This window comes from Cellulomonas sp. 73-92 (assembly GCF_001898175.1).
Lineage (GTDB): Bacteria > Actinomycetota > Actinomycetes > Actinomycetales > Cellulomonadaceae > Cellulomonas.
Map to the genome: position 1 here is coordinate 50,899 of NZ_MKTH01000006.1, position 26,839 is coordinate 77,737.

The 26,839-nt window shown below is 74.7% G+C and carries 21 protein-coding genes; 6 read left to right on the top strand and 15 right to left on the bottom strand.

Annotated features, from left to right (window positions below; translation table 11 throughout):
- Nucleotides 1-5: 5 nt before the first annotated feature.
- The 10 genes from BGO37_RS02940 to ileS form a co-directional block, all read right to left on the bottom strand.
- Nucleotides 6-347: a P-II family nitrogen regulator gene (locus tag BGO37_RS02940; RefSeq protein WP_291752116.1), complete on the bottom strand. Its 342-nt coding sequence runs from the start codon at nt 345-347 to the stop codon at nt 6-8.
- Nucleotides 347-1,699 carry an ammonium transporter gene (locus BGO37_RS02945; protein WP_291752117.1) on the bottom strand — a complete coding sequence of 451 codons (1,353 nt, stop codon included), beginning with the start codon at nt 1,697-1,699 and terminating at the stop codon, nt 347-349. Before BGO37_RS02945 ends, BGO37_RS02940 begins: the two co-directional genes overlap by 1 nt.
- Nucleotides 1,700-1,904: 205 nt before the next feature.
- Nucleotides 1,905-3,113 (bottom strand): signal recognition particle-docking protein FtsY, encoded by a 1,209-nt coding sequence (ftsY, locus tag BGO37_RS02950; RefSeq protein ID WP_291752118.1) that lies wholly within the window; start codon nt 3,111-3,113, stop codon nt 1,905-1,907.
- A 70-nt stretch (nt 3,114-3,183) separates the two neighbouring features.
- On the bottom strand, nt 3,184-3,513 hold the full coding sequence (locus BGO37_RS02955) for a hypothetical protein (RefSeq protein WP_291752119.1): 330 nt from the start codon (nt 3,511-3,513) through the stop codon (nt 3,184-3,186).
- Between the two features lie 88 nt (nt 3,514-3,601).
- Nucleotides 3,602-7,171, bottom strand: a complete 3,570-nt coding sequence (smc, locus tag BGO37_RS02960) for a chromosome segregation protein SMC (RefSeq protein ID WP_291752120.1) — start codon at nt 7,169-7,171, stop codon at nt 3,602-3,604.
- Between the two features lie 46 nt (nt 7,172-7,217).
- Nucleotides 7,218-7,643 carry a nucleoside-diphosphate kinase gene (gene ndk / locus BGO37_RS02965; protein WP_291752121.1) on the bottom strand — a complete coding sequence of 142 codons (426 nt, stop codon included), beginning with the start codon at nt 7,641-7,643 and terminating at the stop codon, nt 7,218-7,220.
- Between the two features lie 48 nt (nt 7,644-7,691).
- Nucleotides 7,692-8,120 (bottom strand): DUF4233 domain-containing protein, encoded by a 429-nt coding sequence (locus BGO37_RS02970; protein WP_291752122.1) that lies wholly within the window; start codon nt 8,118-8,120, stop codon nt 7,692-7,694.
- Nucleotides 8,117-8,755, bottom strand: a complete 639-nt coding sequence (dhaL, locus tag BGO37_RS02975; protein WP_291752123.1) for a dihydroxyacetone kinase subunit DhaL — start codon at nt 8,753-8,755, stop codon at nt 8,117-8,119. The genes BGO37_RS02970 and dhaL overlap by 4 nt, the downstream gene beginning before the upstream one ends.
- Nucleotides 8,756-8,805: 50 nt before the next feature.
- Complete coding sequence (locus BGO37_RS02980; protein ID WP_291752124.1) at nt 8,806-10,191, bottom strand: folylpolyglutamate synthase/dihydrofolate synthase family protein; 1,386 nt, start codon at nt 10,189-10,191, stop codon at nt 8,806-8,808.
- The gene (gene ileS / locus BGO37_RS02985; RefSeq protein ID WP_291752125.1) at nt 10,188-13,439 is read right to left on the bottom strand and encodes an isoleucine--tRNA ligase; all 3,252 of its coding nucleotides are present in this window, start codon (nt 13,437-13,439) and stop codon (nt 10,188-10,190) included. Before ileS ends, BGO37_RS02980 begins: the two co-directional genes overlap by 4 nt.
- A gap of 845 nt (nt 13,440-14,284) precedes the next feature.
- Between ileS and BGO37_RS02990 the strand changes: the two genes are divergently transcribed.
- Nucleotides 14,285-15,094, top strand: a complete 810-nt coding sequence (locus tag BGO37_RS02990) for a helix-turn-helix transcriptional regulator (RefSeq protein ID WP_291752126.1) — start codon at nt 14,285-14,287, stop codon at nt 15,092-15,094.
- An 80-nt stretch (nt 15,095-15,174) separates the two neighbouring features.
- On the opposite strand, the gene BGO37_RS02995 is transcribed toward BGO37_RS02990, so the two are convergent.
- Nucleotides 15,175-16,917, bottom strand: a complete 1,743-nt coding sequence (locus BGO37_RS02995; RefSeq protein ID WP_291752128.1) for a glycoside hydrolase family 9 protein — start codon at nt 16,915-16,917, stop codon at nt 15,175-15,177.
- 62 nt (nt 16,918-16,979) lie between these two features.
- Here BGO37_RS02995 and BGO37_RS03000 point away from each other — a divergent pair, with 62 nt between their 5' ends.
- Nucleotides 16,980-17,645: an HAD hydrolase-like protein gene (locus BGO37_RS03000; RefSeq protein WP_291752129.1), complete on the top strand. Its 666-nt coding sequence runs from the start codon at nt 16,980-16,982 to the stop codon at nt 17,643-17,645.
- Here BGO37_RS03000 and BGO37_RS03005 read toward each other — a convergent pair.
- Nucleotides 17,632-18,141, bottom strand: coding sequence for a phosphoribosyltransferase (locus tag BGO37_RS03005; RefSeq protein WP_291752131.1), 510 nt, complete (start codon nt 18,139-18,141; stop codon nt 17,632-17,634). The two genes, BGO37_RS03000 and BGO37_RS03005, sit on opposite strands and share 14 nt — an antisense overlap.
- A gap of 82 nt (nt 18,142-18,223) precedes the next feature.
- Here BGO37_RS03005 and BGO37_RS03010 point away from each other — a divergent pair, with 82 nt between their 5' ends.
- Nucleotides 18,224-18,979 (top strand): MerR family transcriptional regulator, encoded by a 756-nt coding sequence (locus tag BGO37_RS03010; RefSeq protein WP_291752133.1) that lies wholly within the window; start codon nt 18,224-18,226, stop codon nt 18,977-18,979.
- Nucleotides 18,980-19,028: 49 nt separating this feature from the next.
- On the opposite strand, the gene BGO37_RS03015 is transcribed toward BGO37_RS03010, so the two are convergent.
- On the bottom strand, nt 19,029-20,867 hold the full coding sequence (locus BGO37_RS03015; protein ID WP_291752134.1) for an ABC transporter ATP-binding protein: 1,839 nt from the start codon (nt 20,865-20,867) through the stop codon (nt 19,029-19,031).
- Nucleotides 20,864-22,597 carry an ABC transporter ATP-binding protein gene (locus tag BGO37_RS03020; RefSeq protein WP_291752292.1) on the bottom strand — a complete coding sequence of 578 codons (1,734 nt, stop codon included), beginning with the start codon at nt 22,595-22,597 and terminating at the stop codon, nt 20,864-20,866. Before BGO37_RS03020 ends, BGO37_RS03015 begins: the two co-directional genes overlap by 4 nt.
- A 170-nt stretch (nt 22,598-22,767) precedes the next feature.
- Between BGO37_RS03020 and BGO37_RS03025 the strand changes: the two genes are divergently transcribed.
- From BGO37_RS03025 to BGO37_RS03035, 3 genes are all read left to right on the top strand, one after another.
- The gene (locus BGO37_RS03025; RefSeq protein WP_291752136.1) at nt 22,768-24,450 is read left to right on the top strand and encodes a cytochrome c biogenesis protein DipZ; all 1,683 of its coding nucleotides are present in this window, start codon (nt 22,768-22,770) and stop codon (nt 24,448-24,450) included.
- 71 nt (nt 24,451-24,521) lie between these two features.
- Nucleotides 24,522-25,133, top strand: coding sequence for a sigma-70 family RNA polymerase sigma factor (locus BGO37_RS03030; protein WP_291752137.1), 612 nt, complete (start codon nt 24,522-24,524; stop codon nt 25,131-25,133).
- Nucleotides 25,130-26,014 (top strand): anti-sigma factor, encoded by an 885-nt coding sequence (locus tag BGO37_RS03035; RefSeq protein ID WP_291752138.1) that lies wholly within the window; start codon nt 25,130-25,132, stop codon nt 26,012-26,014. The genes BGO37_RS03030 and BGO37_RS03035 overlap by 4 nt, the downstream gene beginning before the upstream one ends.
- Here BGO37_RS03035 and BGO37_RS03040 read toward each other — a convergent pair whose 3' ends face one another.
- Nucleotides 26,015-26,827, bottom strand: a complete 813-nt coding sequence (locus tag BGO37_RS03040) for an SDR family oxidoreductase (protein WP_291752140.1) — start codon at nt 26,825-26,827, stop codon at nt 26,015-26,017.
- Between the last annotated feature and the right edge of the window lie 12 nt (nt 26,828-26,839).

The window sequence follows — 26,839 nt, forward strand, 5'->3', positions numbered from 1 at the left end:
CGTGCTCACAGCGCCACGGCGCCGTGCTCGCCGGTGCGGACCCGGGCGACGTCGTCGACCGGCGTCACCCAGACCTTGCCGTCGCCGATCTTGCCGGTCTGGGCCGCCTGGATGATCGCGTCGACGATCGAGGCCGAGTCCTCGTCGGCCACCAGGACGTCCACCCTCACCTTCGGAACCAGGTCCACGGTGTACTCGGCGCCCCGGTAGACCTCCGTGTGACCGCGCTGGCGGCCGTAGCCGCTCGCCTCGCTCACCGTCAGTCCGTGGACGCCGGCACCCTCGAGGGCCGACTTCACGTCGTCCAGCCGATGCGGCTGGATGATCGCCGTCACGAGCTTCGTCATCACTCCACCTCCGACGAGATGCGGGCACCGATCGTGTCGTACGCGGACTCGCCGTGCACGGCGAGGTCGATCCCGCCGACCTCGACGTCCTGGGAGAACCGGATGCCGCGGACTGCCTTGATGATGCTGGCGATCACCCACGTCAGGACGAAGGAGAAGACCAGCGCGAACAGCGCCGCAACGATCTGGGTGATCAGCTGCGTGAACCCGCCGCCGTACAGCAGGCCGTTCTTGGCGCCGGTCGGGTACCAGGCGCCCTGGTTGTTGGTGGCCAGGAAGCCGATGAGGACCGTGCCCGTCAGGCCGCCGACGAGGTGCACGCCGACCACGTCGAGCGCGTCGTCGAAGCCGAACTTGTACTTGATGCCGATGGCGATGGCGCACAGCACGCCCGCGACCAGGCCGACGACCATCGCGCCCCACGTGTCGACCGACGAGGCGGCCGGCGTGATGGCGACGAGGCCGGCGACGATGCCCGAGGCCGCACCGAGCGACGTCGCGTGCCCGTCGCGGAGCTTCTCGGTGGCGAGCCAGCCGATCATCGCGACGCAGGTGGCGACGAACGTGTTGAGCCACGCGCGGGACGCGGTCCCGTCGGCGGCCCCCTCGGAGCCGGCGTTGAAGCCGAACCAGCCGACCCACAGCAGCGCCGCGCCGAGCATGACGTACGGCAGGTTGTGCGGCCGCATGGGCTCCTTCGGCCAGCCCTTGCGCTTGCCGAGCAGCAGGGCGAGCGCCAGGCCGGCGGCTCCGGCGTCGATGTGGACGACCGTCCCACCGGCGAAGTCGATCGGGGTCGACAGGTGCTGCGAGATGAAGCCGCCGACGCCGAGGAACCCGCCGGCCCACACCATGTGCGCGAGCGGGAAGTAGACGATGGTCGCCCAGATCACGGTGAACGCGATCCACGCGCCGAACTTCATGCGGTCCGCGATGGCGCCGGTGATGAGGGCCACCGTGATCACCGCGAACGTCACCTGGAACGCCACCACGGTGAACGCCGGCACGCCGGTCGTCGCGAGCGGGCTGAAGCTGGACGCGCTACCGTCCGCGGCGGACTCGACCAGGCCCTGCAGGCCGAAGAACTGGAACGGGTTGCCGAAGAACTGGTTGATCCCCGTCGTCGCCGTGCCGAAGGCCATCGAGTAGCCCCACAGCAGCCAGACGAACCCGACGATGCCCGCCGCGATGTAGTTCATCATCAGCATGTTGAGGACCGACTTGGCCCGGACCATGCCGCCGTAGAAGAACGCCAACGCCGGGACCGTCATCATGAGGACGATCACGGCGGACGTCAGCATCCACGCGTTGTTGCCGGTGTTGAGGCAGAACGCGCTGGCGGTCGACGCCATGGGGTCACACGATGGACCCGCGGCCGCCACTGCCGTCAGTAGCGATGTCACCATCTGCTGCACCCGTTTCTCCCGTGGCCAGCCGGGTGGCTCGCCGCGGTGACAACGGTGGCGGTGCGCGATTTCCGCGGGTCGCCGCGCGCGTTACGCCGGCGTCACGTCCGTGCGGTCGACGTAAACATCGTGTGACGTGGCCGGGTCCGTCTCATGCTCCGAGAAGGCCGTCCACGAACGCCTCGGGGTCGAAGGGCGCGAGGTCGTCGGGGCCCTCGCCCAGCCCGACGAGCTTGACGGGCACCCCGAGCTCGCGCTGCACGGCGACGACGATGCCGCCCTTGGCGGTGCCGTCGAGCTTGGTGAGGACGATGCCCGTCACCCCGGCGACCTCCGTGAACACGCGCGCCTGGTTGAGTCCGTTCTGGCCCGTCGTGGCGTCGAGCACGAGGAGCACCTCGGACAGCGGCGCGGTGCGGGTCAGCACGCGCGTGATCTTGCCCAGCTCGTCCATGAGGCCGGCCTTGTTCTGCAGGCGCCCCGCCGTGTCGACAAGCACCACGTCCGCGCCGTCGGCGCGCGCGGCGCGCACCGCGTCGAACGCCACCGACGCCGGGTCGGCACCCTCGCGGTCGGCCCGCACCGTCGGGACGCCCACGCGGGCCCCCCACGTCGTCAGCTGCTCGGCGGCGGCCGCGCGGAAGGTGTCGGCCGCACCGAGCACCACGGTCCGACCGTCGGCGACGAGCACGCGCGCGAGCTTGCCGACGGTCGTCGTCTTGCCCGTGCCGTTGACGCCGACGACGAGCACGATCGCCGGCGTGGTGGCACCGTCCTCGTCCAGCGTCGGGGTCGTGTCGAGCGAACGGTCCAGCGTCGGGTCGACGAGGTCCAGCAGCTGCTCGCGCAGCAGGGCCCGCACCTGCGCCGGGTCGCCGGTGCCGGTGACCCGCACCCGGGTGCGCAGCGCGTCGACGATCTCGCCGGTCGGACCGGCGCCGACGTCGGCCAGCAGCAGGGTCTCCTCGATCTCGTCCCAGTCGGCGTCGGACAGCCGGTCGCGCGACAGCACGGCCAGCAGGCGGGCGCCGAGCGGCGAGCCGGACCGCGCGAGGCGGTCGCGCAGCCGGGTGAGGCGGCCGCTGGTCGGGGCCGGCGTCTCGACCGCCACCGGGGCCGGGGCCTCGGGCGCCTCCGGCTCGAGCGCCGGGAGCGTCTCGGCCTCCGGCGGCGCAGCCTGGGACGGGATCCCCGTGGCCGGCGGCGCGGCGACCCGCGTCGGCGCGGCGCCCTCGCCGGGTGCGGGCGGCTGCTGCGTCCTGCGCCGGCGGCGCAGGCCGACGGCGGTGCCGACGCCGGCGACGATCACGACCAGCGGCACGCCGCCGGCCAGGAGCCAGGTGAGGATCTCGTGGGTCACCGGCACAGTCTGTCGGTCCGCCGCGGGCGGGCGCGACTCGCGCCGTCAGCCCGCGCGGGACCCGGGGGCGTCAGCCCTCGGCGTCGTGCCCGTGCCCGGGCAGCACCCGGACGGCCGCGGCGTGCAGCGACCCCGCCAGCTCGCCGGGCTCGAGGTAGCCGCCGCCGGGCTCGACGTTGGCCCGCAGCATCTGCTCGAGCGAGACGTCGACCGGCTGGACCGCGGCGAGGCTCCGCGCCTCGGCGCGCAGCTCCGCGTCCGGCCGGAGCCAGGCCCGCAGCCCGCGCCGGAACGCCCGGACCGGGCGCTCGCCCTCGCGTCGCGGCGCCTCCACGGTCGCCAGCAGGGCGACGGCGGCGGCGGCGAGGAGGGCGAGGGCGACGACGACGAGAACGGCCATGCCGCCATCGTGCGCCCGATCATGGGACGTCTCCAGCCCAGGGACGGGGCCTCACGCACGCGTCACGAAACCTTCACCGCGCGGCACGTCAGGCCGGCACGTCCTCCCGCAGCCGCTGGCTGATGACGGCCGACACGCCGTCGCCGCGCATGGTGACGCCGTACAGGGCGTCGGCGATCTCCATCGTCCGCTTCTGGTGCGTGACGACGATGAGCTGCGAGCTCGTCCGCAGCTCGCGCAGCAGCTCGAGCAGGCGGTCGAGGTTGGTGTCGTCGAGCGCCGCCTCGACCTCGTCCATGACGTAGAACGGGCTCGGGCGGGCCCGGAAGATCGCCACGAGCAGCGCCACGGCGGTCAGGGACCGCTCGCCGCCGGAGAGCAGCGACAGTCGCTTGACCTTCTTGCCCGCCGGGCGGGCCTCCACCTCGATGCCGGTGGCCAGCATGTCGTCCGGCGCGGTGAGGACCAGCCGGCCCTCGCCGCCCGGGAAGAGCCGGCCGAAGACCTCGACGAACTGGGTGGCCGTGTCGGCGAAGGCCTCGGCGAACACCTGCTCGACGCGCTCGTCGATGTCGGCGACGATCTGCAGCAGGTCCGCACGGGACTTCTTGAGGTCGGCGAGCTGCTCGGTGAGGAACCGGTGCCGCTCCTCCAGCGCCTCGAACTCCTCGAGCGCGAGCGGGTTGACGCGGCCCAGCAGCGCGAGCTGGCGCTCGGCGGCGGCGAGGCGCTTCTCCTGCTGCTCGCGCACGTACGGGATCGCGCTCGGGGCCTGGCCGGCGGGCTCGGTCCCCGGCGCGGCGAGCACCGGCACGTCCCGGTGCGGTCCGTACTCGTCGACGAGGACGTCGGGGTCGATGCCCAGCTCCTCGACCGATCGTTGGGCCAACGCCTCGACCCGCAGCCGCTGCTGCGTGCGCGCCACCTCGTCGCGGTGGACGACGTCGGTGAGCTGCGCCAGCTCGGTCGCGAGCGCGTCGGCCGCGCCGCGGGCCTGCACCAGGGCGGCCTCGCGCTCGGCACGGGCCGCCTCGGCGGCCGCCCGCTCGTCGGACGCCCGCGCCAGCGAGCCCTCGAGCACCGCGAGCGCGTGCACGGCGCCGGCGTGGACGGCGCGGGCGGTGGCGGCCTGGTGGGCGCGGGCGACCTCCCGGCGGGCGACACGCTCGCGCGCCTCCCGCTCGGCCTGCGCCGCGCGCTCGAGCGACTCGGCACGCCCGGCGAGTGCCCGGGCCCGCTCCTCGGCGGTCCGCAGCGTCAGGCGTCCCTCGGTCTCGCGGGCGCGCGCCAGCGCGGCGGCGGCGGCCAGGTCGTCCCGCTCGCGCGTGCCGGTGGCGATGCGCGCCTCCGACTCGGCGGGCTCCTCCTCGACGGCCGCCAGCCGCTGCGTGAGCTCGGCGAGCGCGGCGGTGTCCTCCTCGAGCGCCTTCGCCGCCGCGTCGAGCGACGCCTGGACGCGATCGGCCTCGGCACGTGCCGAGCGCGCGACCTGCCCGAGGTTCGCCAGCTGCTCGGCGACGGCGGCCAGCGCGGCGTCCGACTCGTTGAGACGCTCCAGCGTGCGGTCGTACTCGGCCTGGGCGTCGGCCCGCGCCTGCTGGGCCGCCGTGAGCTCGAACCGCAGCCGCTCCGCGGTCGCCCTCGCGGCCTGCGCACCGGAGCGGGCCTGGTCCAGCGCCGCCTGCAGGTGGAGCGCGCTGGGGGCGCCCGACGAGCCGCCGGAGGCGCGCCGGGCGGACAGCAGGTCACCGGCCCGCGTGGCGACGACGAGGTCGGGGCGCTGGGCCAGCACCGATCGGGCGGCGGCCAGGTCGTCGACGACGACGACGCCGGCCAGCAGCGCACGCACCGTCGTGCGCACCCGGGACGGGGCCTGGACCAGGTCGATCGCGGCCCGGGCGCCCGGGGGCAGGTCGCCGAGGGCGGCGTGCGCCTCGGCGTCCGACGACCCGACGAGGAGGGTCGCCCGGCCGGCATCCTCGGTGCGCAGGTAGCGGATCGCGTCGACGGCCGCCTCCACCGACTCCACGGCCACGGCGTCGGCGAGCGGGCCGAGGGCGGCGACGATCGCGTCCTCGTCGCGCTGGTCGACCTGCAGGAGTGCGGCGACCGACCCGATGGTGCCCGTCAGGGCGTCGGCGGCCAGCAGGGCGCCCGCGCCGTCCTTGCGCGACAGGCTGAGCTCCAGCGTCTCGGCACGGGCCGTCAGCGAGCCACGCTCGCGCTCGGCGGCGGCCAGCTCGTCGGACAGTGCCGCGACCCGGGCGTGCGCGTCTTCGAGCGCGGCGACGGCCGACTCGTGCGCGGCGTCGAGGCCTTCCTCGCCCTCCTCCGCGCCCGTGACCTGGGTCTCCAGCTCGGTGAAGCGCGTCGTCGCCTCGTGCGCACGGTTCTCGGCGGCGGCGAGCGTTGCCCGCAGCCGGCCGATCTCCTCGCCGGTCGCCTCCAGGCGGCTGCGGCGCGCGCCCACCTGACCCGCGAGCCGGGCGACGCCCTCGCGACGGTCGGCCGCGGCGCGCAGGGCCGTGGCCAGGTCACGCTCCGCGGCCTGGGCCTCCTGCTCCGCCGCCTGCCGCCCCTCCACGGCCGCCTCGAGCGCGGTGCGCGCGACGTCGACCTCGGCCGCGAGCTCCGCCTCGGCGGCCCGGACCCGCTCCGCCTGCGCGAGCAGCTCGTCGACGTCCTGCCCGGGCGCACGCTCGCCGGCGGACTCGCCGAGCAGGCGGGCGCGGTCGGCGGCGAGCGACGCGGTGCCACGCAGCCGTTCGCGCAGGGCCGAGAGGCGGTACCAGAGCTCGCCCGCCTCGGCGACGTGCGGGGCCGCCTCCGCGGCCTCCCGCTCCAACGCCGCCAGCGTGGTGCGCGTCGCCGTCAGCTGCGCCTCGACCTCGTCGTGCCGCGCGCGCAGCGCGGTCTCGTCGGCGACCTCCTGGGCGAGCTGCGCCTGCAGCTGCGCCAGGTCGTCGGCCAGCAGCCGGGCGCGGGCGTCGCGCAGGTCGGCCTGGACCACCGCCGCCTTGCGGGCGACCTCGGCCTGCCGTCCGAGCGGGCCGAGCTGGCGGCGGATCTCGCCGGTGAGGTCCGTGAGCCGGGTGAGGTTGGCCGCCATGGCGTCGAGCTTGCGCAGCGCCTTCTCCTTGCGGCGGCGGTGCTTGAGGACGCCGGCCGCCTCCTCGATGAAGGCGCGCATCTCCTCCGGCGTCGCCCGCAGGACCTCGTCGAGCTTGCCCTGGCCGACGACGACGTGCATCTGCCGGCCCATGCCGGTGTCGGAGAGCAGCTCCTGGATGTCGAGCAGCCGGCACGTGCGGCCGTTGATCGCGTACTCCGACCCGCCGTTGCGGAACAGCGTGCGGGAGATCGTCACCTCGGAGTACTCGATCGGCAGGTGGCCGTCGGTGTTGTCGATCGTCAGCGACACCTCGGCCCGGCCCAGCGGCGGGCGGGCGGAGGTGCCCGCGAAGATGACGTCCTCCATCGTCCCGCCGCGCAGGGTCTTGGCGCCCTGCTCCCCCATCACCCAGGTCAGCGCGTCGACGACGTTGGACTTGCCGGACCCGTTCGGCCCGACGACGCACGTGATCCCCGGCTCGAGGCTCAGTGTCGTCGCCGAGGCGAACGACTTGAAGCCGCGCAGCGTGAGGGTCTTCAGGTGCACGGGGGCAGCCTAAGCGGACGGGCAGGCGCGATCGGGGAGGCGGGCGTCAGAGGGCGGGGAACCACAGCGCGATCTCGCGGGCGGCCGACTCCGGCGAGTCGGAGCCGTGCACGACGTTCTGGATCGCGGGGGTGCCCCAGTCGCGCGACAGGTCGCCGCGGATGGTGCCCGGCGCCGCCGCGGTGGGGTTCGTCGCCCCGGCGAGCGACCGGAACGCCTCGACCACGCCGTGGCCCTCGACGACGGCCGCCACGACGGGGCCGGACGTCATGAAGTCCAGCAGGCCGGGCAGGAAGGGCTTCCCCGCGTGCTCGGCGTAGTGCTCCTCGAGCAGCTCGCGCGTGGCCGTGCGCATCTCGAGCGCGACGAGCGTGTACCCCTTCGCCTCGATCCGCCGCAGCACCTCGCCGACGTTGCCCCGACGCACGCCGTCGGGCTTGACGATGACGAGGGTGCGCTGCTGCTCGGCCATGGGCTGCACCCTATCGGCCCTGGCCATGGCGCCGGTGCGCGCCCGGGATCAGCGGGGGCGCCGCGGCGACGGCGGCTCGACCGCGTCGGGATGGGCGGCGTCGAACGCCGCGCGCTCCCGGTCGATGCGCCACCCCAGGCGGACCATCGCGACCCACATGACGACGAACACGCCGCCGATGGCGAACATCATCGGCACCACGAACCCGCCCGCCAGCACCGCCGCCTGCGCCACGGAGCCGGCCACGCGGCCGGCCCGGAACCGCTGCAGCCCCGCCAGGATGGCCAGCGCCGCCGCCAGGCCGAGGCCCACCCCCCACACCTCGCCGTTCGGCGCCACCCGCAGCCCGAAGGCCACGAGCGTCGCGAACACGACGAGGAAGGCCTCCAGCAGCAGCATCGCCTCGGCGAAGACGATCGTCGCCGGCCGCTTGCGCCGGATCGCCGGGGTGGACGCCGGCTCCGCGGCGGCGCTCACGTGGACGCCGCGGCCTCGGCGGCCGCCCGCAGGATGAGCTCGCTCGACCGCGCGCCGGGGTCCAGGTGCCCGGCCGAGCGCGGCCCCAGGTAGGACGCCCTGCCCTTGGTGGCCACCAGCGGGATCGTCGCGTGCGCCCCGGCCTCGGCCGCCACGGCCGCCGCGGCGAGCACGCCCGCGGGGGAGGCGCCGTTGTCGGCGGCAGCGACTGCGGCGTCCACCGCGGGCGCCCAGGCGTCGACCATCGTCTTCTCCCCCGGCGACGCGTTGCCGCGCGCGACGATCCCGTCGAGCGCCGCCTCGAGCAGCGCGACGGTCGCCGACGCGTCGAGGTCGGGCAGCGCCGACACCTTCGCGGCGCGCAGGAACGCGGTGCCGTACAGCGGGCCGGACGCGCCGCCGACGGTCGACATCAGCGTGGTCGCCACGAGCCGCAGCACGTCGCCGACCTGGGCGGGTCGCTGCTCGAGGCCGTCGAGCCGCGCCAGCACCGCCGTGAACCCCCGGTCGAGGTTCGCCCCGTGGTCCCCGTCACCGATCTGGCGGTCGAGGTCGATGAGCTCGTCCCGATGCACCGCGACCGATGTCGCCGCGGCGTGGACCCAGTCCAGCGCCCAGCCCACGTCCAGGGTCATGTGGTCCCTCCGGCTCGTCGCATCGACCATAGACGACGAACCGGCCCCGGTCAGGCGCGCCCCAGCAGGACGCGGGCCTCCGCCACCAGGTACAGCGAGCCGGTGACGAGCACACCGGCACCGCGCTCGGCCTCGGCCTCGGCGCGCTCCACCGCCAGCGTGATCGCGTCGTCGAGACGCTCGGCCCGGTGGACCCGGTCGGGGCCGAACACGTCCTCGGCGATCTCCGCCAGCTCGTCGACGTCCAAGGACCGCGACGTCGACGCGTGGGTGACGACGACCTCGTCGAGCACGGGCTCGAGGAGGCCGAGCATCGCCTCGGGGTCCTTGTCGTCCATGATCGCCACGACGCCGACGAGCCGGTCGAACGCGAAGGACTCCTCCAGCGCCGCGACCAGCGCCGCGACACCGTGGGGGTTGTGGGCGCCGTCGACGACGACGGTCGGGCTGGAGCGCACCACCTCCAGGCGCCCGGGCGACGACATGTCGGCGAACGCGGCCTCCACCACCCCGCCGTCCAGCGCGGCGCCGCCGGTCAGCAGGGCCTCGGTCGCGGCCAGCGCGAGCAGCGCGTTGTGCGCCTGGTGCTCGCCGAACAGCGGCAGGTACACGTCCGTGTAGACGCCACCGAGCCCGCGCAGCGTCAGCAGCTGGCCGCCCACCGCCGGCATCCGTTCCACGACGGCGATGTCGACGTCCTCGCGCACCACGCGCGCGCCCTTGGCGGCGGCCTCCGCGAGGATGACCCCCTCCGCGACCTCGTCCTGCCGCGAGACGACGACGGTCCCGCCCTCCTCGATGATCCCCGCCTTGTTGCCGGCGACCTCGGCGAGCGTGTCGCCGAGGTAGCGCTGGTGGTCCATCGCGACGGGCGCGATCACCTGCACCTGCGAGTGCACGACGTTGGTCGAGTCCCACCGGCCGCCCATGCCGACCTCGATGACGGCCACGTCGACCGGCGCGTCCGCGAACGCCGCGAACGCCATCACGGTGAAGACCTCGAAGAAGCTCAGCCGCGGGCCGCCGCGCTCGAGCGAGCGCTGGTCGACGAGGTGGACGTACGGTGCCACGTCCTGCCACACCTCGACGAACCGCTCGTCGCTGATGGGCTCGCCGTCGATCGCGATCCGCTCGGTCACCCGCGTGAGGTGCGGCGAGGTGAACCGCCCGGTGCGCAGCCCGTGCTCCCGCAGCAGCCGCTCGACCATCCGCGACGTCGACGTCTTGCCGTTCGTCCCCGTGATGTGCACCACCTGGTAGTCCAGCTGCGGGTCGCCCAGCAGCTGGCACACCTCGCGCACGCGGTCGAGGGTCGGGTCGATCTCGTGCTCCGGCGCGCGCTCGAGGATCCCCCGGTAGACCTCGTCCGCGGCCTCGCGCGCCCGGCGCTCGGCCTCGTCCCGGTGGTGCTCCGCACCCGACGACGGCTTGCTCATGCGCCCGCGACCTCCAGCTCCACGACGACGTCGTCCGCCTCCCGCACGACGAACGAGGTCGCGAGGGTCTCGCGCGCGACGACGTCCCGGTGCGCCTCGATGGCGGCCACCTGCCCGGCGGGCACGCCGAGCGTGAGCCGGATCCGGTCGGACACGTTGAGCCCGGCGGCCTTGCGGGCGTCCTGCACCGCCCGGATGGCGTCGCGTGCGACGCCCTCCGCCCGCAGCTCGTCGTCGAGCGTCAGGTCGAGCACGACGAAGCCGGCGCCCTCCGGCAGCACGGCCGCCGCCACCACGCGGTCCTGACCGTCACCGCCCCCCGCCACCACGGTGGTCAGCTCGTACTCGCTGGGCTCGAGCGTCACCGGAGAGTCGTCGACCGTGACGACCACGCCGTCGGGCGTCTCGCTCCACGCGCCGGCCTTGGCCGCCTGGATGACGCCCTGCACGGCGCGGCCGAGCCGCGGCCCGGCCGCGCGGGCGTTGACGGTCAGCCGGCGGGAGATCCCGTACCGCGTCGCGGTCTCCTCGTCGTCGTGCACCAGGACCACCTCCTTGACGTTGAGCTCGCCCGCCAGCAGCTCCGTGTAGGCCCGCGACCCCTCCGGGTCGGCGACCGCCACCGTGAGCGTGCGCAGCGGCTGGCGCACGCGGATCTGGTGCGCCTTGCGCAGCCCGAGCGTCGTCGACACGGCCTGGCGGACGCCGTCGATGACGTCCGTCAGCGCCGGCTCGACCGGGGCGACGACGGTCGGCCAGTCGGTGAGGTGCACCGAGCGGCCCCCCGTCAGGCCCCGCCAGATCTCCTCCGCCACCATCGGCGCCAGCGGCGCCATGACCTGCGTCAGCACCGTGAGGGCGGTGTAGAGGGTGTCGAACGCGTCGTCGTCCTCCGCCCAGAACCGGTCGCGCTGCGTGCGGACGTACCAGTTCGTCAGCACGTCCAGGTGCTCACGGACGAGCCCGCACGCGGTGGCGATGTCGTAGACGTCCATCGCGGCCGTCACGGCGTCCACGAGCTCCTGGGTGTGCGCCAGCAGGTACCGGTCCATCGGCCGCAGGCCGGCGGCGCGCTCCGGCGTCACGGTCGTCGCGACGTAGCCGGCGCCGCCCGCCGCCGCACCCGCGTAGAGCGCGAAGAAGTAGTACGTGCTCCACAGGGGCAGCAGCACCTGGCGCACGCCCTCCCGGATGTTCTCCTCGGCGACGACGAGGTTGCCCCCCCGCAGCACGGGCGAGCTCATGAGCGACCACCGCACGGCGTCCGAGCCGTACGTGTCGAACATCTCCATCGGGTCGGGGAAGTTGCGCAGCGACTTCGACGCCTTGCGGCCGTCGTCGCCCAGCACGATCCCGTGGGACACGCAGGAGCGGAACGCCGGCCGGTCGAACAGCCCGGTGGCCAGCACGTGCATGACGTAGAACCAGCCGCGGGTCTGCCCGATGTACTCGACGATGAAGTCGCCCGGGTAGTGGTGCTCGAACCAGTCCTGGTTCTCGAAGGGGTAGTGCACCTGGGCGTAGGGCATCGACCCGGAGTCGAACCACACGTCGAAGATGTCGGTGATGCGGCGCATCGTCGAGCGCCCCGTCGGGTCGTCCGGGTTCGGCCGCGTCAGCTCGTCGATCCACGGCCGGTGCAGGTCCGGCTCGCCCTTGTCGTTGCGTGGCAGCCGCCCGAAGTCCCGCTCGAGCTCGGCGAACGAGCCGTAGACGTCGGTGCGCGGGTGCGCCGGGTCGTCGGACTGCCAGATCGGGATGGGCGTGCCCCAGTACCGGTTGCGGGACACCGACCAGTCGCGGGCCCCGGCGAGCCAGTTGCCGAAGATGCCGTCCTTGACGTGCTCCGGCGTCCAGGTGATCTGCCGGTTCAGCTCGACCATCCGGTCCCGGAACGCGCTGACGCGGATGAACCAGCTCGACACGGCCTTGTAGATCAAGGGGTTCCGGCAGCGCCAGCAGTGCGGGTAGGAGTGCACGTAGGACGCCTGCCGCAGCAGCCGGCCGTCCTCGCGCAGCCGCCGGATGATGGGCATGTTCGCCTCGAACACCTGCAGCCCCGCGAAGTCCGGGACCACCGACGTGAACACGCCGCCCTCGTCGACCGACAGCAGCGTCGGGATGCCGGCGGCGTCGCACGCCTGCTGGTCCACCTCGCCGTAGGCGGGCGCCAGGTGGACCACCCCGGTGCCGTCCTCGGTGGTGATGAAGTCCCCGACGAGCACCCGCCACGCGGTGCCGGTCCCCCAGCGCTCCGCGTCCGCGAAGTAGTCGAACAGCCGCTCGTAGCGCAGCCCCTCGAGCTCGGCACCCCGCAGCTCCCGCGTCGCGGCCGCGAGCGCGTCGGCGGCGGAGGCGTAGCCCAGGTCCTTGGCGTAGCCGCCCACGAGGTCGCGCGCGAGCAGGAAGGGCCCGTCACCGGCGGAGGTGCCGTTCGGGCCGGCGGGCACGACGACGTAGGCGATGTCCGCCCCGACCGCGAGCGCCTCGTTGGTTGGCAGGGTCCACGGGGTCGTCGTCCACGCCACCGCGGACACGCCGGCCAGCCCGAGCGCCTCCGCCTCCGGACCGGCGAACGGGAACGTCACGGAGACCGTCTGGTCCTGACGGTCGGCGTAGACGTCGTCGTCCATGCGGAGCTCGTGGTTGGACAGCGGCGTCTGGTCGCGCCAGCAGTAGGGCAGCACGCGGTAGCCCTCGTACGCCAGGCCCTTGTCGTAGAGGGTCTTGAACGCCCAGATCACCGACTCCATGAAGGTCGGGTCGAGGGTCTTGTAGTCGTGCTCGAAGTCGACCCAGCGTGCCTGCCGGGTGACGTACTCCTGCCACTCCTGCGTGTAGCGCAGCACGGACTCGCGGCACGCCTCGTTGAACGCGGCGATGCCCATCTCGTCGATCTGCGACTTGTCGGTGATCCCGAGGATCCGCTCGGCCTCGAGCTCGGCCGGCAGCCCGTGCGTGTCCCAGCCGAAGCGGCGCTCCACGCGCCGCCCGCGCATCGTCTGGTACCGCGGCACGACGTCCTTGACGTACCCGGTCAGCAGGTGCCCGTAGTGCGGCAGCCCGTTGGCGAACGGGGGTCCGTCGTAGAAGACGAACTCGTTGCTGCCGTCGCGCCCGGTGTCGCGCCCCTCGACGGAGGCGACGAACGTGCCGTCCGCCTTCCAGTAGGCCAGGACGCCGTTCTCCAGAGCGGGGAGGTCCGGCGAGGCGGGGACGGCCTCGGGCCGGTGCAACGGATAGGCCACGGGTGGTTCTCCTCGAGCGTGCGCGTCGGTACTGGGTCGTACTGCCACGCGAGGACGACGAGCCCGACGACAGCTGCGCACCACTCCCGCAGCCGCGCGGCGGACCACCGCGGTACCACCCCGCTTGCCGCTCACGCGGTGTCACCCGCGGTCCCGGCCCCTCTCCGACGGCTGTGACGGGCCTGCCCCGTCCGGTTCTACTGAGGCCGTGTCCCTCAGGCCACGACCCGTTCCTCCGGAGGCTCGCCGGTGATGGCCGGGTCGACGCCTGTGTCGCACAGTCTAGGACCCGTTGCCCGCGCCCCACCGTGACGCGGCGTGCGGCACCGTGCGCAGTCCCGGGCGCCACCGCGACCGGGCGGGATCGCGCACCGGACGACCCCTCCTCGCGACGTCCGCAACGGCGAGTCAACAATGACGCCGCCGCGTTGCGGGTCGCGCGAGAAGACCGCGGCCGCCGAGGACCTGGCTAGTCGGCGCAGATCGCGCACCGGACGACCCCTCCTCGCGACGTCCGCAACGGGGAGTCAACAATGACGCCCCCGCGTTGCGGGTGGCGCGAGGAGCACGAGGTCGACGAGCCGGCCGCCAGCCAGCCAGACGGCGCGTCGGGAACGGCCGAGGGCGCGAGCATCACCGGGCCAGGGGCGCCGACTGCCCACCCGCGGTCGGCGCGGGTCACGGCCGGCGGCGCAGGGTCAGGCCGGCGGCGCGAGGTCACGGCCGGCGGCGCAGGGTCACGGCGGGCGGGGGTAGTGGCCACGCCGGGGCGGAGCCGGCGCCTGTCCACAGGCGCGGGCATCGCTCCGGGAGTCGAGGCCGGTGCATCCGCCATGATCGCCACCATGGACCCTGCGGCCCTGGTGAAGCGGGCTCGCCGTGAGGCGGGTCTCAGCCAGGAGTCGCTCGCGGCACGGGCCGGAGTGACGCGCCAGGCGGTCGCGCTGATCGAGTGCCGCGCGCGGCATCCGTCCCTGCGCATGCTCACCGCCCTTCTGGCGGCAGCCGGGGTGCAGATGCGTGTGGAGCTCGAGCCGCTGGATGCCGACGTTCGCCGGGAGATCGAGGCGCGACGCGCGGACCCGGAGGGCGCGAAGGACGTGCTCCAGGTGTGGGGAAGCCTGTTCGCGATCGACGAGGTCGTCTGTCGGGTCGAGGGTGTCGCGGCTGCGGCCCTGCTCGGCGCTCCTGTCTCGGTCCCCGCGATCGACGTGGCATTCGCCGACACCGACGCGACCTATGCCTGGCTGGCGGACCAGATCCGCAGCGCGGTGAAGGTACGAGCCGACGGGGCGGACCGGCCGATCGACTTCGGGCTGCCGCGCGATGCGCGTCCCGCGGACCGCGAGCGCGACGGCGACCTTGTCCGGGCACGTATCGCGGCGGCGTGCCCGGACGGGCGATTCCTGCTCGACGCGTGGTTCGACACGTTGCGGGCGCGCATGACGACACCTGAGGAGGTGGCACGCCACGTCGTCGTGGCGACGAGCCGAGGCCCGATATCGGTGCAACCGCTCGACGAGATCGTGGCCACGGACGGTGACGTCGCGCGGGTGCTGCGCGTGATGCGGGAGCCCGGGGCTCCCGCGCGCGGCGCACCGGGGTCAGCGCGCGGGACCTCCTGGGCGGGACCTCCTGAGGGCGGGACCTCCTGAGGGCGGGAACCCCCGAGGGCACGAGGAGCCCTGAGGGCACGAGGGCACCCGGGCCAGCGCGCCGGACCGCGGGAGCGGCCTCAGGCGGCGGGCAGGCCGTCGCCCTGGGAGGCCGCGAACGCCACGAGCCACGCGAGGGCCGAGTTCCAGTTGACCGCCATCTCGTTGACGCCGAACGCCTGGACGTCGTCGACGTAGCAGCGCTGCGCGGGGCGGCCGGCGAGGGGTGCGCTGACGGGGTCGGGGACGTCGGAGTTGGGGCCACCCGACAGGGTTCCGGGGGGTGGGTCGGGAAGCGACGGGTCGAGCGACCGGGCGTACCAGCGGGAGTGCTGGTGGTGGGCGTAGGCGCTGCCGTGACCGGTGACGTAGGACAGTCCCATGGCGTTGCGGCCCAGGAGGTAGTCGATGCCGGCGAGGGCGCCGTCGCGCAGGCGGGGATCGCCCGAGACGTCGGACGCCGCGGCGACGATACCCGCGCAGTTCGCCACCATGCCGTTGGAGCCCCACGCGTACCGGCCGTCGGGCGGGGAGTACAGGTGGCCGAACGGTTCGTCGTGAGCCAGGAGGTGCTCGGCCGCGCCAACGAGGCTGACGCGGACCTCGTCGCGCTCGGGCAGCGGCGAGTCGACCACCGCCAGCTGCATCCGCGCCCATGCCGCCACGTCGCGCCAGTCGAAGCCCTGCGGCACGAACGCCGGCTTGGCGCCGCCGAGGTGGTACGGGTTGTCGCGCAGGTCGGCGAGGTAGCCCGCCTCCCCCGTCGTCAGGTACAGCTCGGCGGCGGCCCAGTAGAACTCGTCGTCCACCTCGGAGTCGTTGTACGGCCCGCCGCCGAAGTTGGCGATGACGTTGGTGTCCGGCGCGAGCAGCACCGGGTTGGCGCGGGCGGCCCGGTAGGCGGTGCGCGCCACCTCGAGCATCCGCGCGGCGTACTCGGGGTCGGCGACGGCCATGAGGCGCGCCACCTGCGCGGCGACCGCGGCCAGGTTGAGCGTCGCCGCCGTCGACGGGCGATGCACGAACCGTCGCTGCGGGTCGAGGGCCGGCAGCGTCGGCAGGGGCGTCCAGCGCTCGTCGTGCAGCTTGTGGTGCACCATGCCGGCCAGCCGCAGGCCCGGCGCCACCTGCATGCGGACCATCCAGTCGAGCTCCCAGCGCGCCTCGTCGAGCGCCAGGGCCGCGGGTGTGCCGGGACCGGCGTCCTGGCCGGCACGCAGCGCGCGCTCGACGAGTCCCAGGAGCTGGGCGACCGCGATGCCGCCGTTGACGACGTACTTGCCCTGGTCGCCCGCGTCGTACCAGCCGCCGCTGCCGTCGACCACGTAGTCGCCGGACCAGCCGGCGTACAGGTCGGCGCCGTGGTTGGTGAAGGCCGCACCCCGCGGCAAGGGGCTGACCTGGGTGTCGCCGAGGTTCGGCTCCATCCCGAGGTGCCCCGCGGCGCGCGCGTACTGCGCGCCCGCGACGTCCGCGCCGATCGCCACGCCGCTGCGCTGGAGCGTGAACACCGTGAGCGCGTCGTGCAGCAGGCGGTCGTAGAGGCCGCCGCCGATGGCGAAGGACGGGCTCGTCGCCCCGTCGGCCACCAGGTGCACCCGTGCCGCCGGCGTGCGCACCGCCGAGAAGTCGACGGTGTGCACCCGCGAGCCGGAGCTCGGGTCGAGGCCGCGCGGGACGGTGTCCCCCTCGGCGAGGACCTCGCCGGTCGCGGCGCGCAGCTGCCACTGCTGCGGGGAGTCCTCGGCGCAGACGAGCGTGGCACCCTTGGGGCCGCCGGTGAGGTAGCCCACCTGGTTGACATGCACCCGCGAGGTGATCATCGTCGCGAGGCTACCGGCGCCCCGTGCGGGGAGGCCACGAAAACGCCGAGGACAATGGTGGGATGACCGTGCGGCCCCTCGTCCTGCTCGACCTCGACGGCACGCTGACCGACTCCGCACCCGGGATCGTCGCGTCCGCGCGGGTCGCCTACGCGGCGCTCGGGCTGCCCGTGCCGGACGACGCGACGCTCCGGACGTTCGTCGGGCCGCCGCTCGTCGGCTCGTTCCGGGCGCACGGCGTTCCCGAGGCCAGGATCGGCCAGGCCATCACGGCGTACCGCGCCGAGTTCGCCGCGCGGGGCATGTGGGACAACTCGGTGTTCGAGGGGATCCCGGCGGCGCTGGCCGAGCTGCGGGCCGCAGGAGCCACACTGCTCATCGCCACCTCGAAGCCGACCGTGTACGCGGTGCCGATCGCGGAGCGGTTCGGGCTCGCCGCGGCGGTCGACGGGGTCTTCGGCGCCCCGGCGGACCTGGTGGCGTCGGACAAGGCGTCCGTCATCGCCGCGGCGCTCGCCTCGCTGCCCGCGGTCGACAGCCGCCACGCGCTCATGGTGGGCGACCGCGAGCACGACGTCGCGGGGGCCAGGGCGCACGGCATCGACACGCTCGGCGCCGCGTGGGGCTACGCGCCCGACGGCGAGCTCGAGCGGGCGGGGGTCGTCGGCATCGTCGGGCGGCCCGACGAGCTCGCCGCGGCGGTGCTGGCCCGCCTCAGCGCCGCGTGACGGGCGGCAGCGCGGACCACGGGAAGGTGATCCAGCGGTCGGTGCGCCGCCAGACGTAGTCCGGGTCGACGACCGACCGGGACTTCGCGTAGAGCACCGCGGTGCGCGCCTGCTCGCAGTGCGCCGCGATGAGCCGCTGCACGAGGGCGAGCGTCTCGCCCGTGTCGGCCACGTCGTCGACGACGAGCGCGCGCAGCCCGGCCAGGGCGTCCGTGTCGAGCAGCGGCGGCAGCACCTGCGGCTCGGCCAGCCGCTCGTCGACGCCCGTGTAGAACTCGACGTTGAGCGTGCCCACGGCCTTGGTGCCGAGGGCGTAGGACATCGCACCGCCGACCGGCAGGCCGCCGCGCGCGACGGCGACGACGACGTCCGGCGCAAACCCGGAGTCGGCCACCGCCTGCGCCAGCTCCCGGATCGCGGTGCCGAACAGGTCCCAGTCGAGGACCTCCCGGTCCGCCGGGAGCTCCTGACCCGCCGCCGCCTCCGCGATCGCCATGCCGGAACGGTAAGGCGTCCCGAGGGCCTTCTCGCAACCCCGGCTTGACCTTGACGCGACGTCAAGATCTACCGTCGTCGACATGGAGGCATCGATCCAGGAGGTCGCCCGCCTGGCGGGCACGACGAGCCGCACGCTGCGTCACTACGACGACATCGGGCTGCTGCCACCGAGCCGCGTCGGGGCCAACGGCTACCGCTGGTACGACGACGACGCGCTCGTCCGGCTCCAGCGGATCCTCCTGCTGCGCGAGCTCGGCCTCGGGCTGGACCCGATCCGGCGGCTGCTCGACGAGCAGGCGGACGAGCCGGCGGCGCTGCGCACCCACCTGGAGTGGCTGCGCTCGGAGCGGAACCGGATCGGCCGGCAGATCGCGTCGGTCGAACGGACGATCGCATCACGCGAGAAGGGAGAGGGGATCGTGGCAGAGCAGGTGTTCGACGGGTTCGACCACACGCAGTATCGCGAGGAGGTCGAGGCCCGCTGGGGCAAGGACGCGTACGCGTCGTCCGACGCCTGGTGGCGCGGGCTCGGCGCGGAGGGGCAGGCGCGGCACAGGGCGGTGCAGGAGCAGCTCTCGGCGGACTGGCGCGCGGCCGCGGCGTCGGGCGCCGACCCGGCCTCCGACACCGCGCAGGGGCTCGCGGCACGGCACGTGGCATGGCTGGGGTCCATCCCCGGCACGCCGGGCGCCGGCGGCACCCCGGAGCGGGCGTACATCGAGGGGCTCGCCGACATGTACGTGGCCGACGAGCGGTTCGCCGCGCACTACGGCGGGGCGGCGGGCGTCACATTCGTGCGCGACGCGCTGCACGCCTGGACGGCGCGCCACCTCTGAGCCGGCAGCGGGGCCGCACGACGAGCAGGCGCCGCTCGTCGTGCGGCGCTCAGCGCAGCGACGCCTGCCAGTCGGCGTGCAGGCCGGCGAAGTGGCCGCCGGCCGCGACCAGCTCGGCGGGCGACCCGTCCTCGACGATGCGCCCGTCGTCGACGACGAGGACCCGGTCGACGCCCATGACGGTGGACAGCCGGTGGGCGATGACCACGGCCGTGCGGCCCGCGAGGAGCGTGCGGAGCCCCTCCTGCACCAGCCGCTCCCCCGGTACGTCGAGGGAGCTGGTCGCCTCGTCGAGCACCAGGAGCGCCGGGTCGGCGAGGAACGCCCGCGCGAACGACACCAGCTGACGCTGCCCGGCCGACAGGCGAACGCCGCGGGTGTCGACGAGCGTGTCGTAGCCGAGCGGCATCGCCGCGACGACCTCGTGCACGCCGACGGCCCGCGCGGCGGCCTCGACCTGCTCGCGCGAGGCCGAGGGGTTGCCCAGGGCGATGTTCGCCGCCACCGAGCCGGAGAACAGGTACGCCTCCTGCGTCACCATGACGACCGCGCGGCGCAGGTCGACGGGATCGATCTCGCGCAGGTCGACGCCGTCCAGGCGCACCGCGCCGGACCGCACGTCGTAGAACCGCGCCAGCAGCTTGGCGATCGTCGACTTGCCGGCGCCCGTCTCGCCGACGAGCGCGACCGTCTGACCGGAGGGGATGTGCAGGTCGAGCCGCGGCAGCACCACCGGCCCGGACCCGTACCCGAACTCGACGCCGTCGAACCGGACGTCGCCGGTGGCGACCGGCAGACGCACCGGGCGCGCCGGGTCGGGGACCGTCGGCTCCTCGGCGAGCAGCCCCGCCAGCTTCTCCAGCGCCGCGGTCGCCGACTGGAACGCGTTGTAGAACATGCCGATCTGCGCCAACGGCGCGAAGAACCGCCGCGCGTACAGCACGGCGGCGGCCAGCACGCCGACCGCGAGTCCGCCGTCGAGCACCCTCAGGCCGCCGACGACGAGCACGGCGGCGACCGTGACGTTGCCGATGAGCGTCAGCCCGGTGCTGAACACGCCGTTCACCCGGATGGCCTCGGCGTTCACCGCCCGGTAGTCGTCGGCCAGCCCGTGGTAGACCCGCGCGACCTGCGGCTCGCGGCGGAACGCCTGCACCGCCCGGATCCCGGCGGCGGTCTCGACGAACCGGACGATGAGCCGGGCCGCGGCGGTCCTCGTCCGGCGGTACTGGACCTGCGAGCGCAGCTGGAACCACCGGGTGAGCGCGGCGCCGGGCAGCACGGCGACGAGCAGCACCACGCCCGAGTGCCAGTCGAGGAGCGCGAGCGAGACCGCGGTCAGCAGCATCGACAGCACGCTCTGGGCCAGCGTCGTCACGCCGCCGTCGAGCAGCTCGCGCAGGGCGTCGAGGTCGGAGGTCTGCCGGGAGATGATCCGGCCGGACGTGTAGCTCTCGTGGAACTCCAGCGACAGCCGCTGCGTGTGCCGGAACACGCGGCGCCGCAGGTCGAGCAGGATCGCCTGGCTGCCGACGGCGGACAGGCGCACGGTCCACGCCGTCAGGGCACCACCCCCCAGGGCGGCGACGAGGTAGGTCCCGGCCGCCAGCAGCACCGGCGCGGGGTCACCGGCCCGCAGCCGGGGCAGCGCCGAGTCGATGCCGAACGCGACGAGCGCGGGGCCGGCGACCGCGGCGACCTGCGCGACGACGACGAGCGCAAGCGTGCCCTGGACCAGGCGCTTCACCGGGCGCAGCAGCGAGCCGAGGAGGGCGAGCGAGCGGCGGCGGATGGCGCGGGCGTGCTCCTTGTCACGGCGCTCCTCGCGGTCCTCCGGCAGGCGGGCCGCCGTGGCGCGGCCGACGCGGGGCGGGGCGGGCGCGCTCATCGGGCCACCGCCGGCGTGGCGGCGCCGTCGTGCCCGGCACGCGCCGCCGTCAGCACGTACCGGTAGTGCGCGTGGGTCACCAGCAGCTCGCTGTGCGTGCCGACGCCCGTGATGCGGCCGTCCTGCAGCACGGCGACCCGGTCGGCGAGCGCGACCGTCGAGGGCCGGTGGGCGACGACGAGCGTCGTGGTGCCGGCGAGCACGGTCCGCAGTCGGCGGGTCACCTCGGCCTCGGTGGTGACGTCGAGGGCCGACAGCGGGTCGTCGAGGACCAGCACGCGCGGCCGGGTGGCGATCGCCCGGGCCAGGGCCACCCGTTGGCGCTGGCCGCCGGAGAGGCTGAGGCCCTCCTCGCCGATGACCGTCTCGAGCCCCTCGGGGAGCCGGTGGGCGAAGCCGGCGCGGGCGACGTCGAGCGCCTCGCGCAGGATCCGCTCGCCCTCGGGCGAGTCCGCGACCTCGTCGGGCACGCCCATGAGGACGTTCTCGCGGACCGAGGCGGAGAAGAGGATCGGGTCCTCGAACGCGACGGCGACCGCGGTCCGCACGTCGCGGCGCGTGAGGTCGCGCACGTCGACGCCGTCGATCCGCACGGCGCCGCCGGACACGTCGTAGAGCCGCGGCAGCAGCGCGAGCAGCGTGGTCTTGCCGCTGCCCGTCAGTCCGACGAGCGCGGTCGTGGTGCCCGGCTCGAGCTCGAGGTCCACGCCGTCGAGGACGTCGGCGGCCGACGCCCCGTGCCGGAAGCGGACGTCGTCGAACGTCACGCGGCTGCCGCCGGGAGGCGGCGGAGGCAGCAGCTGCGGCCGGTCCGGGTCGCGGATTCCGGGCGAGGTGTCCATGACGTCGAGGAACCGGTCGGTCGACGCCTTGGCGTCCAGCGTCATCGCCAGGAGCTGGCCGAACGCCTCGACGGGGTTGTTGACGAGGGCCGCCGTGGCGAAGAACGCGACGAGCGCCCCGACCGAGAGCCGGCCGCTCGCGGCGAGCGGGACGCCGATCGCGAGCTCGACGGCGAGGATGCCCTCCGGCAGGGCGCCGAGCGCGAAGGAGACGCGCGACAGCGTGCGGGCCTTGGCCACCTCCGTGTCGCGCAGCTGCTCGGCCTGCGCGACGAAGTCGTCGAGCGCGTCCTCGCCGCGGCCGAACGCCTTGAGCACGCGGATGCCGTGCACCGACTCCTCGACGGTCGTCGCCAGGTCGCCGGCCTGGTCGCGGGCCCGCCGGGCCACCACCTTGTAGTCCTCGCGGAACCGGAACCCGAGCCACACCATGGGCACCGCGCCGGCGACGTAGACGAGTCCCAGCACCCAGCTCGTGGCGAGCATGAGGACGATGCCGATGACCGCCGTCGCGCCCGACACCACGAGCATGACGAGCCCGAACACGAGCCAGCGGCGGATGAGGTTGAGGTCGCTCATGATGCGGCTGAGCAGCTGCCCGCCCGACCGCCGGTCGTGGAACGCCACCGGCATGTCGAGGAGGTGGACGAACATGGCGTCCCGCATCTCGCGCTCCATCGTCGTGCCCGGCGTGGCGATGAGCGCCCGCCGGCACCAGACGAGGAACGCCTCCACGACGCCCAGGCCCAGCACCACCGCGCCGGCCTCGAGGACGGCGGCGCGCGTCCCGGCGGTCAGCAGCGGGCCGTTGACGAGCCGGCGCAGCACCTGCGGCACGACGAGCGAGACGACGCTCGCGCCGAGGGCCGCGACCCCGCCGAAGACCATCGGCCGCAGCGCACCCTTGGTCCACCCGACGAGCCGCAGCAGCACACGGGTCGTCGAGGTCTCGCGGGGGGGCACGTTCGTCACCTTAGGCACGGGGGGCCGGGCGCCGTCCACCACGATCGCGTGCCGGGCGGACCCATCCGATCCGCGGCGGCGTGCGAACGTCCGGCATGACGACCCTCGTCCTCGTCGGCCTCGTCTCCGGCGTCATCACCGCGGTGTCGCCCTGCGTGCTGCCCGTGCTGCCCGTGGTGCTGACGACCTCCGCCGCCGGCGGCGCGGCCTCGCGCCGGCGGCCGTGGTTCGTCGTCGGCGGGCTGGTCACGTCGTTCGGGGTGTTCACCCTGGTCGGAGGCGCGCTGCTGACGCTGCTCCACCTGCCGCAGGACCTGCTGCGGTGGCTCGGCATCACCGTGCTCGCCGTCGTCGGGCTCGGCATGCTGTGGCCCCCGCTCGGGCACCTCATCGAGCGGCCGTTCGCCCGGCTGCGGGTGCCGCGGCTGGACCGCGACGGCAACGCGTTCTGGCTCGGCGCCGCGTTCGGCCTGGTCTTCGTGCCGTGCGCCGGGCCGGTGCTGGCCGCGATCACGGTGCTCGCCGCGACGGCGCGGATCGGCTGGGGTCTCGTGCTGCTCACCGCCGCCTTCTGCGTCGGCATCGCGATCCCGCTGCTCGTCCTCGCGACGGGCGGCCGGGCGCTGGCCGGGCGCGTCCGGGCGGTGCGGCGGCGCACGCCCGCGGTGCGGGCGGTGGGCGGGGTCGTCATGCTCGCGACCGCCCTCGTCATCGCGACCAACGTCGCCGAGCCGCTGCAGCGCGCGGTCCCGGGCTTCCTCTCCTCGCTGTCCGACCGGATCGAGTCCGGCTCGCGCCAGCAGCTCGCGGCACTCGGCGGCGGTGGTGGTGGTGCCGGGGCGCAGTCGTTCGACCAGTGCGCCAACGACCCGACGACGCTGCACGACTGCGGCCCGGCCCCCGAGCTGACCGGCATCACCTCGTGGCTCAACTCCGGGCCGCTGACGCTGGCGGGCCTGCGCGGCAAGGTGGTGCTGGTCGACTTCTGGACGTACTCGTGCATCAACTGCCAGCGCACGCTGCCGTACACCGAGCAGTGGGCCGCGCAGTACGGCAAGGACGGGCTGGTGGTCATCGGGGTGCACACGCCCGAGTTCGCGTTCGAGCACGTCGAGGCGAACGTCCGCGACAACGCCGCACGGCTCGGCGTGACGTACCCGATCGCGCTGGACGACGCCTACGCCACCTGGAATGCGTACGACCAGCAGTTCTGGCCGGCGCACTACCTCGTGGACCGCACCGGCGAGGTGCGGCAGGTGCACTACGGCGAGGGCGACTACGCGCAGACCGACGCGCTCATCCGGCAGCTGCTCGGGACGTCGGCACCCACCGGTCTGCCGACCGAGGTGTCGCCGCCGCCCGACTGGGCTGGCACCACGGCGAACCAGTCGCCCGAGACCTACCTCGGCTCGGACCGGATGGGGTCGATCGCCAACGCCGACGTCACGGTCGGCCGGCCGGCGGTGTTCCACTCGTCCGGCACCCCGGCGCGGGACTCGTACGCCCTGGACGGGACGTGGACCATCCAGGGCGAGCACGCGGACGCCGGAGCCGGAGCCGCGCTGGCGTACCACTTCTACGCGAGCCGGGTGTTCCTCGTGCTCGGCGGCACCGGGACGGTGGACGTGAGCCTCGCGGGCGACCCCGCGTTCCATCGGACCGTGACGGTGGGCGGCGCCCCGACGCTGTACACGCTGTACGACCAGGGCGTCCGCGACGACGTGCTGCGCCTGTCCTTCTCCCCCGGCGTCGAGGCGTACGCCTTCACGTTCGGGTGAACGGGGTGAGGAGGGCCGATGATGAGCGAGACCGCCGGCGGCCGCCGGCGGGACACCGACCGGGGAGCGGCGTGGACGACGACCGCCTGCACGCCGTGCCCGACGCGGCGCCGGGCGCGTCCGCGACGGGCGGCCCCGCCGCGGACCTGCTGCTCGCCCAGGTGGGACGCGGCGACGGCGCCGCCTTCGATCGGCTGTACCCCCTGGTCGCGGGCCCGGTCTACGGTCTGGCGCTGCGTGTGGTGCGCAACCCTGCCCTCGCCGAGGAGGTCAGCCAGGAGGTGCTCGTGGACGTGTGGCGGCAGGCGCCGCGCTTCGACCGGACCCGGGGCAGCGCCATGGCCTGGGTGCTGACCATGGCGCACCGCCGCGCCGTCGACCGGGTGCGGCGGGAGGAGACCCTGGCCCGGGCGACGCGCGCCGCCGCGCTCGCCGTGCCCGACGAGGAGCCGCGGGACGTCGTGGTGGACGAGGCCGAGCGCACGTGGGACGCCGCCCGCGTCCGGCACGCGATGGCGGGCCTGACGGGTCTGCAGCGCGACGCGATCGAGCTGGCGTTCTTCTCCGGGTACACCCACCAGCAGGTCGCGTCGGTGCTCGGCGTGCCGCTCGGCACGGCCAAGACCCGCATCCGCGACGGGCTGATCAGGCTGCGCGACACCCTGGGGGTGGAGCCCTCATGAACGGCGATGCGAACCTGCACGCGCTCACCGGCGCGTACGCGCTCGATGCCCTCGAGCCGGCCGAGCGCGCCGCGTTCGAGGCGCACCTGGTCACGTGCGCGGAGTGCGCGGAGGAGGTCGCGGGGCTGCGGGAGACGGCCGCCCGGCTGGCGGGTGCCGCGCGGCTGGCGCCCCCGGCCGCGCTCCGGGAGCGCGTGCTGGCGCAGGTGGCGCTCACGCCGCAGGTCGCCCCGGCGGCGGGCGTGCCGGCCGAGCCCGCGGCGGTTCCGGGCGGTCCCGCGGTGGCGAGCGGTCCGGCCGGTGCCACGGCGGCGACGGGCTGGTCGCCCGCGGCCGCACCGGTCGGGCTCGCAGCGGGCGACGATGCGTCGGCGGGCATCGGGGCGCCCGCCAGGACGGGCGGCCGGCGGGTGCCCGCGCGCCGGCCCACGTGGTGGGGGTGGGCCGCGGCGGCGGCCGCGGTGGTGCTCGTCGTCGGCGGCGTGCTGGGCGGCTCCCTCGCGGTGCGCCAGCACCGGGCGGACCAGGCGCTGGCCGCGGCGCAGGCGCACATGATGGTCATCGCCACCGCGCCGGACGCGGTGAGCCACCAGGTGGCGCTGGGCACCAGCCACGTGGTGATGAGCCATGCGATGTCGGCGGCGGCGCTCGTCGGGGAGGACGTCCCCATGCCCGGGGAGTCCGGGATGACCTACCAGCTGTGGATGGTGCACGCGGACGGCTCGACGGCGCCCGGGCCGACGTTCGTGCCGGACCGCGGGCGCGTGCTCGCCTTCGTCGAGGGCGACCTGGCGGCGGTGACCGCGTTGACCGTCACCGAGGAGCCGGCGGGTGGGTCGTCGGCGCCGACCGGCCCCCTCGTGGCGAGCGTCGCGCTCTGATCAGACCCCGCGGCGCGCCGTCTTGGTGTTGCTCACCTGGGCGACGGGCCGGACGACGAGCAGGTCGACGTTGACGTGCGGCGGGCGCGTCAGCGTCCAGGCGATCGCGTCCGCGACGTCGTCGGCCACCAGCGGCTGGTAGCCCGCGTAGACGGCGGCGGCGCGCGCCTCGTCGCCCGCGAAGCGGACCAGCGAGAAGTCGGTCTCCACGGCGCCCGGCGCGATCTCGATGACGCGGATCGGCTCCCCCGCCAGCTCCCAGCGCAGCGTCGTCGCCAGCATCCGCTCGGCGTGCTTCGCACCCGTGTAGCCGGCGCCGCCCTCGTACGCGCCGTGCGCGGCGGTGGAGGTGAGGACGAGCACGTCGCCGCCGCCACGCTCGCGCAGCAGCGGCAGCAGCGCCTTGGTGACGCGCAGCGTGCCGAGCACGTTGGTCTCGTACATCCAGCGCCAGCCGTCGACGTCGCTCCTCTCGACGGGGTCGAGCCCGAGCGCGCCGCCGGCGTTGTTGACGAGCGCGTCGAGGCCGCCGTTCGCGCGCACGTGCGCCGCGAGCGCCGCGACCTGGTGGTCGTTCGTCACGTCGACCTCGAGCCAGGTGGCGCCGGTCTCGTCGGCCAGGGCCTTGAGGCGCCCCGCGCGGCGCGCCGTGGCGAGCACGTCCCAGCCCTCGGCCCGCAGCCGACGCACGGTCGCCTCGCCGATGCCCGACGAGGCGCCGGTGACCACCGCTCGACGCGGCCCCCGTCGGCCTGACGCCCCGCTCGTCGTGCCCTCGGTCGTCGCGTCCACGCTCGTCGTGCCCTCGTCCATCTCGTTCCCACT